Here is an 11,816-nt window from a genome sequence, read left to right as displayed (position 1 = left end):
CAGCAAATCGTAGGCCGCGCGGGCCCGGAAGGCGCCGGCGCGAAGGGACCCGAAGCGCAGCGTAGGGCCGTATGTAGGAGCGAGCGGTTTTGCTTACTTTTCCCAAGAGAAAAGTAAGCCGCCGTAAGGGCGGAAGGGGCCAGTGGCATCGCCACATCAAACGGATAAGCTCAAATAACCCAAACCCAAACCCAAACCCAAACCCAAACCCAAACCCAAACCCAAACCCAAACCCCCGCAATCTCCCACCTAACGAAAAAGTTGGACAGCTTCTTGCAAAGGCAGCGCCAGGCGCCCTTAACGCGTCAAAGTTTTGCTTGAAGAGGACTCGCGGTGGATCGCACTCAGTTAATCAGCAACGCCCGCAACAACCTGGCCGGACTCGGCCGGGGCAACCTGGGCGTGCCGCTGTTATTGCTGGTGATGTTGGCAATGATGATGTTGCCGATAGCGCCGTTCCTGCTCGACGTGTTCTTCACCTTCAACATCGCCCTGTCGATCGTGGTCCTGCTGGTCTGCGTGTACGCCTTGCGCCCACTGGACTTCGCCGCCTTCCCAACCATCTTGCTGGTGGCCACGCTGTTGCGCCTGGCGCTGAACGTCGCCTCGACCCGGGTGGTGCTGTTGCATGGCCACGAAGGCCACGGCTCGGCAGGTAAGGTCATCCAGGCCTTCGGCGAAGTGGTGATCGGCGGTAACTACGTGGTCGGTGCGGTGGTGTTCGCCATCCTCATGATCATCAACTTCGTGGTCGTGACCAAGGGCGCCGGGCGGATTTCCGAGGTGAGCGCGCGCTTCACCCTCGACGCCATGCCTGGCAAGCAGATGGCCATCGACGCCGACCTCAACGCCGGCCTGATCGACCAGGCACAGGCCAAGTCGCGCCGTGCCGAAGTAGCCCAGGAGGCCGAGTTCTACGGCTCGATGGACGGTGCCAGCAAGTTCGTCCGCGGCGACGCAATCGCCGGTCTGTTGATCCTGTTCATCAACCTGATCGGCGGCATCCTGATCGGCATGTTCTCGCACAACATGGGCTTTAGCGAAGCAGGCAAGATCTACGCGCTGCTGACCATCGGTGACGGTTTGGTGGCGCAATTGCCATCGCTGCTGCTGTCGACCGCTGCCGCAATCATGGTCACGCGTGCCTCGGGTTCCGAGGACATGGGCAAGCTGATCAATCGACAAATGTTCGACTCGCCCAAGGCATTGGCGGTCTCGGCCGGCATCATGCTGGTAATGGGCGTGGTGCCGGGCATGCCGCATGTCGCCTTCATCAGCCTTGGCCTGATGTGTGCCGGTGGCGCCTACCTGGTGTGGCGCAAGCAGCAGGCGGCCAAGGTCAAGGCGCAGGAGGAAGTGCAGCGTCAGCAAGACCTGCTGCCGTCGCCGCAGCGTGCCATGGAAACCAAGGAGCTGGGCTGGGACGACGTCACCCCGATCGACATGATCGGCCTTGAAGTCGGTTACCGGCTGATCCCGCTGGTCGATCGTAACCAGGGCGGGCAGTTGCTGGCGCGGATCAAGGGCGTACGCAAGAAGCTCTCGCAGGATCTGGGCTTCCTCATGCCTACCGTGCACATCCGTGACAACCTCGACCTGCAACCCAGTGCCTATCGCCTGACCCTGATGGGGGTGATCCTGGCCGAGGCGGAGATCTATCCGGATCGCGAGCTTGCGATCAACCCTGGCCAGGTCTTCGGCACCCTCAATGGTATCGCTGCGCGCGACCCGGCGTTCGGCCTGGAAGCGGTGTGGATCGATGTCGCCCAGCGCGCCCAGGCGCAGTCGCTGGGCTACACCGTGGTCGACGCCAGTACCGTGGTCGCCACCCACTTGAACCAGATTTTGCAGAAGCACTGCCACGAGCTGATCGGCCACGAAGAGGTCCAGCAGTTGCTGCAGGTGCTGTCCAAGGCTTCGCCCAAGCTTGCCGAGGAGCTGGTGCCGGGCGTCATTTCCTTGTCGGGGCTGCTCAAGGTCCTGCAAGCACTGCTTTCCGAGCAAGTGCCGGTGCGTGACATCCGCAGTATCGCCGAGGCAATCGCCAACAACGCCGGCAAGAGTCAAGATACCGCCGCGCTGGTTGCCGCAGTGCGCGTCGGATTGTGTCGCGCCATCGTGCAAAGCATTGTCGGCGTTGAGTCCGAGCTGCCTGTGATCACCTTGGAGCCAAGGTTGGAACAGATTTTGCTCAATAGTCTGCAAAGGGCCGGGCAAGGTCAGGAAGATGGTGTTCTTCTTGAACCGAGCATGGCCGAGAAGCTTCAGCGTTCGTTGATCGAAGCGGCCCAGCGTCAGGAGATGCAAGGCCAGCCAGCTATCCTGCTGGTGGCCGGCCCGATCCGCGCCATGCTGTCGCGCTTCGGTCGCCTGGCTGTACCGAATTTGCATGTTTTGGCGTATCAGGAAATACCTGACAACAAGCAAGTCACCATCGTTGCCACCGTGGGCCCCAACGGCTGAGGTAGTGGGTTATGCAAGTTAAGCGTTTTTTCGCCGCCGATATGCGTCAGGCCATGAAGCTGGTCCGTGATGAGCTGGGCGCCGATGCCGCCATCATCGGCAACCGGCGCATTGCCGGCGGTGTCGAGCTGACGGCCGCGCTGGACTACAAACTGTCCGCGCTGGCCCCGCGCGTGCCCAATGCCGAGCTTGAAGATGAGCTGCGCAAGACCCAGTCGCGCATCGCCACCGCCCAGGCCGAGCTGAGCAGCCGCAACGATACCGATGAAGGCAACCGCCAGTTGTTCGCGGGACTGTCGCTGACCGCATCCGAGCCGTTGATCGAGCCGCACGTCGATGTGCCGCCGGCTGCCGCCGCACCCGCGCCGGCGCCAGTCGATCCGCGCCTGTTCGATGCCATGCGCTCGGAGCTTTCCGGTCTGCGCGAGCTGCTCGAAGTGCAGCTCGGCTCGCTGGCCTGGAGCCAGTTGCAAGGCAGCAAGCCAATGCAGGCCAACCTCTGGCGGCGTCTGCAACGCGTCGGATTGTCTGGCGCACTGGCCCGCGAGCTGCTCGACCTGGTGGCCGAGATCGACGAACCGCGCCAGGCTTGGCGGATGATCCTGGCGCACCTGGCGCGGATGATCGATGTGCCCGAGATCGAACCGATCGAGGAGGGCGGGGTGATCGCCATGGTCGGCCCGGCCGGCATGGGCAAGACCACCACGCTGGCCAAGCTGGCCGCACGTTATGTGCTCAAGTACGGCGCCAGCAACTTGGCTCTGGTGAGCATGGACAGCTTCCGCATCGGCGCCCAGGAGCAGCTCAAGACCCTTGGGCGGATCCTCAACGTGTCGGTGACCTACGTCGATCCTGGCGAGTCGCTGGCCCAGGCGCTGGAGCCGCTACTGCGCAAGCGCGTGGTGCTGATCGATACCGCTGGCCTGCAAGCCAGCGACCCGGCACTGCGCATGCAGCTTGAAACACTTGCAGGGCGCGGGATTGCCGCCAAGAATTACCTGGTGCTGGCCACAACCAGCCAGAAACAGGTGCTCACCGCTGCCTACCACAGCTACAAGCGCTGTGGCCTGGCCGGTTGCATCCTGACCAAACTCGATGAAACGGCCTGCCTCGGCGAAGTATTGAGCCTGGCCATCAGTCATGAACTGCCGGTTGCCTATCTCACCGATGGCCCGCGCATTCCTGACGACCTGCACCTGCCGCGCAAGCACCAGTTGGTCAGCCGCGCAGTCAGTGTGCAAATGCAGGAAGACCCCAGCGAAGAGGCCATGGCCGATATGTTCGCTGATCTCTACCACAACTCTGGCAAACGCGCGGGTTGAGGGAGAACGTAATGCAAAATACCTACATCAAGGGCTTCGAGAACAGCCCCACATGTGGCCTCGGTCCAAGCGAGACAAGGTAAAGAACAAATATGGGTAGCATGCATCCCGTACAGGTGATCGCCGTGACCGGTGGCAAAGGTGGCGTCGGCAAGACTAACGTTTCAGTGAACCTGTCCCTGGCGTTGGCCGAGCTGGGTCGTCGCGTCATGCTGCTGGACGCCGACCTGGGCCTGGCCAATGTCGACGTGCTGCTGGGGCTGACGCCCAAGCGCACTCTGGCTGACGTTATCGAAGGCCGCTGCGAGCTGCGCGATGTGCTGCTGCAGGGGCCAGGTGGCGTGCGCATCGTCCCCGCCGCCTCCGGCACCCAGAGCATGGTCCACCTGCAGCCAGCACAGCACGCGGGCCTGATCCAGGCGTTCAGCGAGATTGGCGACAACCTCGATGTGCTGGTGATCGACACCGCTGCCGGCATCGGCGACTCGGTGGTGAGCTTCGTGCGCGCCGCCCAGGAAGTGCTGCTGGTGGTGTGCGATGAGCCTACGTCGATCACCGACGCCTACGCGCTGATCAAGCTGCTCAATCGCGACTACGGCATGAATCGTTTCCGCGTCCTGGCCAACATGGCGCAGAGCCCGCAGGAAGGGCGCAACCTGTTCGCCAAGTTGACCAAGGTCACGGATCGCTTCCTTGACGTCGCCCTACAATACGTCGGCGCCGTGCCGTACGACGAGTGTGTGCGCAAGGCGGTGCAGAAGCAGCGCGCGGTCTATGAGGCCTTCCCACGGTCCAAGTGTGCATTGGCATTCAAGGCCATTGCGCAGAAGGTCGACAGCTGGCCGTTGCCTGCCAACCCGCGTGGGCACCTGGAGTTTTTCGTCGAGCGACTGGTGCAGCCCACCAGCGCGGGACCCGTCCTATGAGTGCAAGCGGTTTCAAGATGTACAGCAAGGCGTCCAAAGATGCCCAGTATGAGTTGATCGAGCGCTACGCGCCGCTGGTCAAGCGCATCGCTTATCACCTGCTGGCGCGTCTGCCGGCCAATGTGCAGGTCGAAGACCTGATCCAGGCAGGCATGATTGGCCTGTTGGAAGTGGCCAATAAATACGACGCCAGCAAGGGCGCTAGCTTCGAAACCTACGCCGGCATCCGCATCCGTGGCGCCATGCTAGATGAGGTGCGCAAGGGCGATTGGGCGCCGCGTTCGGTGCACCGCAACACCCGCATGGTCAGCGACGCGATGCGCGCCGTTGAAGCAAGAACCGGTCGCGACGCTAAAGATCACGAGGTTGCTGCCGAACTCCAATTGAGTCTCGATGATTACTACGGGATTTTGAACGATACCCTGGGCAGCCGCCTGTTCAGTTTCGACGACCTGTTGCAGGACGGCGAACATGAAGGCCTGCACGAGGATGGAGCCAGCGGCCAGATCGAGCCGTCGCGTGACCTTGAAGACGAGCGCTTCCAGGCCGCGCTGACCGATGCGATCGCCAATCTGCCGGAGCGTGAGCGCCTGGTGCTGGCGCTGTACTACGACGAAGAGCTGAACCTCAAGGAAATTGGTGAGGTGCTGGGGGTCAGCGAGTCGCGTGTCAGCCAGTTGCATAGCCAGTGCGCGGCGCGTCTGCGCAGTCGCTTGGGTGAATGGCGGGCGCGGTAACCGGGGTTCGCTGCAGTCGTTTTCACGTTGTACTGAATTGATTGAATGCGCGCTCGGGGGCCGAGCGCGTTTAAGACTGCTTGGAGGTCTACTTGAACAAAGACATGAAAATCCTCATCGTTGACGACTTCTCGACGATGCGGCGGATCATCAAGAATCTGTTGCGTGATCTGGGCTTCACCAACGTCAAGGAAGCCGATGACGGCGTCACCGCGCTGCCGATGCTGCACAGCGAGCACTTCGACTTTCTGGTGACCGACTGGAACATGCCGGGCATGAGCGGGATCGACCTGCTGCGCCAGGTGCGGGCCGACGAGCGCCTCAAGGGCATGCCGGTGTTGATGGTCACTGCCGAAGCCAAGCGCGACCAGATCATTGAAGCGGCCCAGGCCGGCGTCAATGGCTATGTGGTCAAGCCTTTCACAGCCCAGGTGCTCAAAGAAAAGATCGAAAAGATCTTCGAACGCGTGAACGGCTAAGTCACGCCAGGGGGCGCCATGGAGTCAAACAACACGTCTCTGGGTGAGTTCGAAACGACCCTGAAGAAGCATGCCCAGGAACTGGTCGAGAGCCTTGAGCGCGGCCGGTTTGGCGACGCGGTGCAGCTGATCCATCAGCTTAACCAGACGCGCGACCGCGGCCTGTATCAGGAAGTCGGCAAACTCACCCGCGAGCTGCACAGCGCGATCGTCAGCTTTCAGATCGACCCGGCCATGCCGCAGGCCGAGGAAGTCTCGCAGATCACCGATGCCACCGAGCGCTTGTCCTACGTGGTCAAGCTGACCGAGGGCGCCGCCAACCGCACCATGGACCTGGTCGAACAGAGCACACCGGTGCTCAACGATCTAGCCAGCGAAGCCCAGGCGCTGAGCGCTGACTGGCAGCGCTTCATGCGCCGCGAAGTGGCCGCGCCGGAATTTCGCGAGTTGGTCAAGCGGGTCGACAGTTTCCTGACGCACAGCGCTGAAGGGAACCGCAAGGTCTCCGGGCATCTGAACGACATTCTCCTGGCTCAGGACTACCAAGACCTGACCGGGCAGGTGATCAAGCGCGTCACCGCGTTGGTCACCGAAGTAGAAAGCAATCTGCTCAAGCTCGTGCTGATGGCCAGTCAAGTCGACCGCTTCGCCGGTATCGAACATGACCACCAACAGCTGCGCGCTGAAAAAGATCAAGAAAAACATCCGACTCGGGGTGAAGGTCCGCAGATTCATGCCGATAAGCGTGAAGACGTCGTGTCCGGTCAGGACGATGTCGATGATCTGCTGTCCAGCCTGGGTTTTTAGGGAGCACGTTTAATGAGCTTCGGCGCCGATGAAGAAATCCTTCAGGATTTCCTGGTAGAAGCCGGCGAAATTCTTGAGCAACTGTCCGAGCAATTGGTCGAGCTGGAAAGCCGACCGGATGATGCCGACCTGCTCAATGCAATTTTCCGCGGTTTTCACACTGTAAAAGGGGGCGCCGGCTTCCTTCAGCTCAATGAGCTGGTGGAGTGCTGCCATATCGCGGAGAACGTCTTCGACATCCTGCGCAAAGGTGAGCGTCGGGTCGACGCCGAGCTGATGGACGTGGTCCTCGAAGCGCTGGACACGGTCAACAGCATGTTCGGCCAGGTTCGCGAGCGTAGCGAAGTCACCCCGGCCACGCCTGAGCTGTTGGCGGCCTTGTCGCGTCTGGCTGAGCCCGGCGCCGCTGAGCCCGTGGCGACAGTCGTCGAAGAAGCCCCGGTGGCCCAGGCACCCGCCGCCGAACCGGACATCACCGACACCGAATTCGAGCAACTGCTCGACTCGCTCGATGCGGTCAAGGCCCAAGCGGCCGCTGCCGAACAGCTGCAGGGCGAAGCACCCAGCGCTGAAGGCGACGAAATAAGCGACGCTGAGTTCGAATCTCTGCTCGATCAGTTGCATGGCAAGGGCCAGTTCTCGCCTGAGGTCGTGGCCAGCGCTGCTGAGGCCGCTGCTCAGGCGCCGGTTGGCGATGAAATCACCGACGACGAATTCGAAGCGCTGCTCGACCAGTTGCATGGCAAGGGCACCTTCGCCGCCGATGCATTGCCAGCCACGGCGGCGCCTGCCGCTGCTGGCGCGCCTGCGGCGTCGGGCGATGAGATCAGTGAGCATGAGTTCGAAGCCTTGCTCGACCAGTTGCATGGCAAGGGCAAGTTCTCTGGCGACACGGCCACTGCCGAAACCCCAGCGGCTGCCGTTGCTGCCGCACCGGTAGCGGCCAAGGCCCAAGCTCAGCCTGCACCAACGCCTGCGCCCAAACCAGCCCCGGCGCCCGCTGCAGCGCCTGCACCTGCTGCTGCCAAACCGGCCGCCCCAGCCCGTGCCCCGGCCCCAACTGGCGAAAAGCACGTCAGCGAAGCGGAAACCACCGTGCGGGTCGATACCGCGCGCCTGGACGAGATCATGAACATGGTCGGCGAACTGGTGCTGGTGCGTAACCGCCTGGTGCGCCTGGGCCTCAATAGCGGCGACGAGGCCATGTCCAAGGCTGTGTCCAACCTCGATGTGGTCACCGCCGACTTGCAGACTGCGGTGATGAAAACCCGCATGCAGCCGATCAAGAAGGTCTTCGGCCGCTTCCCGCGCCTGGTCCGTGACCTGGCGCGCCAGCTCAAGAAAGAAATCAACCTGGAGCTGGTCGGTGAAGAAACCGACCTCGACAAGAACCTGGTCGAGGCCCTGGCCGATCCGCTGGTGCACTTGGTGCGCAACGCAGTCGACCATGGCGTGGAAATGCCTGACGAGCGCGAAGCCTCTGGCAAGGCGCGCACCGGCAAGGTGGTGCTGTCGGCCGAGCAGGAAGGCGACCATATCCTGCTGTCGATCTCCGATGACGGCAAGGGCATGGACCCGAACATCCTGCGCGCCAAGGCGGTGGAAAAGGGCCTGATGGACAAGGACGCAGCCGATCGCTTGAGCGAGTCGGACTGCTACAACCTGATCTTCGCCCCGGGCTTCTCGACCAAGACCGAGATCTCCGATGTGTCTGGCCGTGGCGTGGGCATGGACGTGGTGAAAACTAAGATCTCCCAGCTCAATGGCTCGATCAATATCTACTCGGCCAAGGGCCAGGGCTCGAAGATCGTCATCAAGGTGCCGCTGACCTTGGCGATCATGCCGACCCTGATGGTGATGCTGGCCAACCAGGCGTTCGCCTTCCCGCTGGTCAACGTCAACGAGATCTTCCACCTCGACCTGTCGCGCACCAATGTGGTCGACGGTCAGGAAGTGGTGATCGTGCGCGACAAGGCGTTGCCGCTGTTCTACCTCAAGCGCTGGCTGGTCCAGGACCAGGTGCACGAGGAGCAACGCGAGGGCCACGTGGTGATTCTCTCGGTTGGCACCCAGCGCATTGGCTTCGTCGTCGACCAACTGGTTGGTCAGGAAGAGGTGGTGATCAAGCCGTTGGGCAAGATGCTTCAGGGCACGCCGGGTATGTCTGGCGCCACCATCACTGGCGACGGCCGCATCGCGTTGATCCTCGACGTCCCGAGCATGCTCAAGCGTTACGCCGCCAAGCGTTATTGATTTCGGTGGCGCAGCCTGGCGGTTGCGCCGCCTAATGGAGTGTTTATGGCAGTCAAGGTCCTGGTGGTGGATGATTCCGGTTTCTTCCGCCGCCGTGTCTCGGAAATTCTCTCGGCCGACCCGACCATTCAGGTCGTGGGGACCGCGACCAATGGCAAGGAAGCAATCGACCAGGCGCTGTCGCTCAAGCCCGATGTGATCACCATGGACTATGAAATGCCCATGATGGACGGCATCACCGCCGTGCGCCACATCATGCAGCGCTGCCCGACGCCGGTGTTGATGTTCTCCTCGCTGACCCATGAAGGCGCCCGGGTGACCCTCGATGCGCTGGATGCCGGTGCGGTGGACTACCTGCCGAAGAACTTCGAAGACATCTCGCGCAACCCTGACAAGGTCAAGCAGATGCTCTGCGAAAAGGTCCACACCATTTCGCGCAGCAACCGCCGCCTGGGCAGCTACGCCGCGCCTGCGCCGGCTGCAAGCCCAGCGTCGAGCAGCCACGCGCCTTCCAGCAGCTTTGCCAGCAGTGCTCCGGTGCGTGCTGCCGCGCCTGCACCTGCACCTGGGCGTAGCGCCGCGGCTCCCGCTGCAACGCACTCGCCCGCGCCCAAGCGCAAGCCGTACAAACTGGTGGCGATTGGGACCTCGACCGGTGGCCCGGTGGCCCTGCAGCGGGTGCTGACCCAGCTGCCGACCAACTTCCCGGCGCCGATCGTGCTGATCCAGCACATGCCGGCAGCCTTCACCAAGGCCTTCGCCGAACGCCTCGACAAGCTGTGCAAGATCAGCGTGAAGGAAGCCGAAGACGGTGATGTGCTGCGCCCAGGCCTGGCGCTGCTGGCCCCGGGCGGCAAGCAGATGATGGTCGACGGCCGTGGCACGGTGAAGATCCTGCCGGGTGACGAGCGTCTGAACTACAAGCCCTGCGTGGACATTACCTTCGGCTCGGCAGCCAAGTCCTACGGCGACAAAGTGCTCTCGGTGGTACTCACCGGCATGGGCGCGGACGGCCGCGAAGGCGCGCGTTTGCTCAAGCAAGGCGGCAGCACCGTGTGGGCCCAGGATGAAGCCAGCTGCGTGATCTATGGCATGCCCATGGCCATCGTCAAGGCCAACCTGGCCGATGCGGTATACAGCCTGGACGAGATCGGCAAGCACCTGGTCGAGGCCTGCGTCTGATGGATGTCTTGAGCCTGATTGGCCTGATCCTCGCCTTCGTCGCCATCGTCGGTGGCAACTTCCTCGAGGGTGGCCACGTGGGTGCGCTGCTCAATGGCCCGGCGGCGCTGATCGTGCTGGGCGGCACCCTGGCGGCGGCGTTGTTGCAGGCGCCGTTGTCGTCGTTCAAGCGCGCGCTGCAGATTGTCCGCTGGATCATCTTCCCGCCGCGGGTAGACCTGGCTGGCGGTATCGATCGGGTAGTCAACTGGAGCCTCACCGCTCGCAAGGAAGGCCTGCTGGGGCTGGAAGGGGTGGCCGATGGCGAACCTGATCCGTATGCGCGCAAGGGCTTGCAGTTGCTGGTCGATGGCGCTGAGCCGGAGGCTATTCGTAGTATCCTTGAGGTCGACTTCCTGACCCAGGAAGGCCGTGATATCCAGGCCGCCAAGGTATTTGAAAGCATGGGCGGCTACGCGCCGACCATCGGCATCATCGGCGCGGTGATGGGCCTGATCCATGTGATGGGCAACCTGGCCGATCCTTCGCAATTGGGCAATGGCATCGCCGTGGCCTTCGTTGCCACCATCTACGGCGTGGCCAGTGCCAACTTGATCCTGCTGCCGATCGCCAACAAGCTCAAAGCCATCGTCATGCGTCAGTCGCGCTATCGCGAGATGCTCCTCGAAGGCCTGCTGTCGATCGCCGAAGGCGAAAACCCACGCTCGATCGAGCTGAAGCTGCAAGGCTTCATGGAGTAAGCCATGCGTCGCCGTCGTCACACCGAGGAACACGAGAATCACGAGCGTTGGCTGGTGTCATATGCCGACTTCATTACCTTGCTGTTCGCCTTCTTCGTGGTCATGTACTCGATCTCCTCGATCAACGAGGGCAAGTACAAGGTCATTTCCCAGGCCCTGCTCGGGGTGTTCAACGACCCTGAGCGGAGCATGAAGCCGATCCCGATCGGCGATGAGCAGCCGCTGAGCGTGAGGCCGGCCGAGCCTCTGATCAAGGACAGCGAGCAGACCGACGCGGGCCTGGCGCAAACCAGCAACGATCCTTTGCAGACCATCAGCGACGATGTGCGCGAAGCGTTTGGCGACTTGATCAAATCTGACCAGATGACCGTGCGTGGCAATGAGCTGTGGGTCGAGGTCGAGCTCAACTCGGCGTTGCTGTTCGGCAGTGGCGATGCCATGCCCAGCGACGTTGCCTTCGAGATCATCGAGAAGGTGGCCAATATCCTCAAGCCGTTCGCCAACCCGGTGCATGTCGAAGGCTTTACCGACAACATGCCGATCCGGACTGCCCAGTACCCAACCAACTGGGAACTGTCGGCCTCGCGCGCGGCGAGCATCGTCCGCCTGCTGGCGATGAACGGCGTCAACCCTGGGCGGATGGCCTCGGTGGGCTATGGCGAATACCAACCGGTGGCGAGCAACGACAGCGCCGAAGGGCGTGCGCGTAACCGCCGGGTGGTGCTGGTGATTTCGCGCAACCTGGAAGTGCGCCGCAGCCTCACCGGTACCGGCAGCGCCAATGCCACGCCGGATTCTGCGTTGCGCCGCGCTGGCACACAAAGTGCACCTGCAACGCCTGCAGCGGCGGGAGGGGGCTAGCCCCGTCAAATCCCCGTCACCCACATTCACACCGTTCCCGGCAGGG

The 11,816-nt window shown here is 62.4% G+C and carries 10 protein-coding genes; all 10 read left to right on the top strand.

The genetic code is table 11. The annotated features are described in order from the left end of the window. The first annotated feature begins 333 nt into the window (after positions 1–333). Positions 334–2,463, top strand: coding sequence for a flagellar biosynthesis protein FlhA (gene flhA / locus AAZU54_RS22520; protein WP_186555989.1), 2,130 nt, complete (start codon positions 334–336; stop codon positions 2,461–2,463). Between the two features lie 11 nt (positions 2,464–2,474). After that, positions 2,475–3,785: a flagellar biosynthesis protein FlhF gene (flhF, locus tag AAZU54_RS22515; protein WP_186555990.1), complete on the top strand. Its 1,311-nt coding sequence runs from the start codon at positions 2,475–2,477 to the stop codon at positions 3,783–3,785. A 92-nt stretch (positions 3,786–3,877) separates the two neighbouring features. Then, positions 3,878–4,711 (top strand): flagellar synthesis regulator FleN, encoded by an 834-nt coding sequence (gene fleN, locus AAZU54_RS22510; protein WP_186555991.1) that lies wholly within the window; start codon positions 3,878–3,880, stop codon positions 4,709–4,711. Further along, positions 4,708–5,448 carry an RNA polymerase sigma factor FliA gene (gene fliA / locus AAZU54_RS22505; protein WP_186555992.1) on the top strand — a complete coding sequence of 247 codons (741 nt, stop codon included), beginning with the start codon at positions 4,708–4,710 and terminating at the stop codon, positions 5,446–5,448. The genes fleN and fliA overlap by 4 nt, the downstream gene beginning before the upstream one ends. 104 nt (positions 5,449–5,552) lie before the next feature. Beyond that, positions 5,553–5,927 carry a chemotaxis response regulator CheY gene (locus AAZU54_RS22500; protein ID WP_186555993.1) on the top strand — a complete coding sequence of 125 codons (375 nt, stop codon included), beginning with the start codon at positions 5,553–5,555 and terminating at the stop codon, positions 5,925–5,927. Positions 5,928–5,945: 18 nt separating this feature from the next. Then, entirely contained in the window at positions 5,946–6,734 is a 789-nt protein-coding gene (locus AAZU54_RS22495) for a protein phosphatase CheZ (protein WP_186555994.1), read from the top strand. A gap of 12 nt (positions 6,735–6,746) precedes the next feature. Next, positions 6,747–8,987 (top strand): chemotaxis protein CheA, encoded by a 2,241-nt coding sequence (locus tag AAZU54_RS22490; protein ID WP_186555995.1) that lies wholly within the window; start codon positions 6,747–6,749, stop codon positions 8,985–8,987. Between the two features lie 45 nt (positions 8,988–9,032). After that, complete coding sequence (locus AAZU54_RS22485; RefSeq protein ID WP_392463004.1) at positions 9,033–10,169, top strand: protein-glutamate methylesterase/protein-glutamine glutaminase; 1,137 nt, start codon at positions 9,033–9,035, stop codon at positions 10,167–10,169. Continuing rightward, positions 10,169–10,909, top strand: coding sequence for a flagellar motor protein (locus AAZU54_RS22480; protein ID WP_186555997.1), 741 nt, complete (start codon positions 10,169–10,171; stop codon positions 10,907–10,909). Before AAZU54_RS22485 ends, AAZU54_RS22480 begins: the two co-directional genes overlap by 1 nt. Before the next feature lie 3 nt (positions 10,910–10,912). Then, entirely contained in the window at positions 10,913–11,770 is an 858-nt protein-coding gene (gene motD / locus AAZU54_RS22475) for a flagellar motor protein MotD (protein WP_186555998.1), read from the top strand. The last annotated feature ends 46 nt before the right edge of the window (positions 11,771–11,816 follow it).

Origin of the sequence: Pseudomonas sp. Je.1.5.c (genome assembly GCF_051129895.1) — a bacterium.
GTDB lineage: Bacteria > Pseudomonadota > Gammaproteobacteria > Pseudomonadales > Pseudomonadaceae > Aquipseudomonas > Aquipseudomonas urmiensis.
The sequence above is the reverse complement of the archived record's forward strand: the minus strand, read 5'-3'. Positions and strand labels throughout refer to the sequence as shown.

Coding starts and splice junctions, on each gene's coding strand:
- flhF (WP_186555990.1), top strand. CDS start 2,475: ATGCAAGTTAAGCGTTTTTTCGCCGCCGATATGCGTCAGGCCATGAAG.
- fleN (WP_186555991.1), top strand. CDS start 3,878: ATGGGTAGCATGCATCCCGTACAGGTGATCGCCGTGACCGGTGGCAAA.
- fliA (WP_186555992.1), top strand. CDS start 4,708: ATGAGTGCAAGCGGTTTCAAGATGTACAGCAAGGCGTCCAAAGATGCC.
- AAZU54_RS22500 (WP_186555993.1), top strand. CDS start 5,553: ATGAAAATCCTCATCGTTGACGACTTCTCGACGATGCGGCGGATCATC.
- AAZU54_RS22495 (WP_186555994.1), top strand. CDS start 5,946: ATGGAGTCAAACAACACGTCTCTGGGTGAGTTCGAAACGACCCTGAAG.
- AAZU54_RS22490 (WP_186555995.1), top strand. CDS start 6,747: ATGAGCTTCGGCGCCGATGAAGAAATCCTTCAGGATTTCCTGGTAGAA.
- AAZU54_RS22485 (WP_392463004.1), top strand. CDS start 9,033: ATGGCAGTCAAGGTCCTGGTGGTGGATGATTCCGGTTTCTTCCGCCGC.
- AAZU54_RS22480 (WP_186555997.1), top strand. CDS start 10,169: ATGGATGTCTTGAGCCTGATTGGCCTGATCCTCGCCTTCGTCGCCATC.
- motD (WP_186555998.1), top strand. CDS start 10,913: ATGCGTCGCCGTCGTCACACCGAGGAACACGAGAATCACGAGCGTTGG.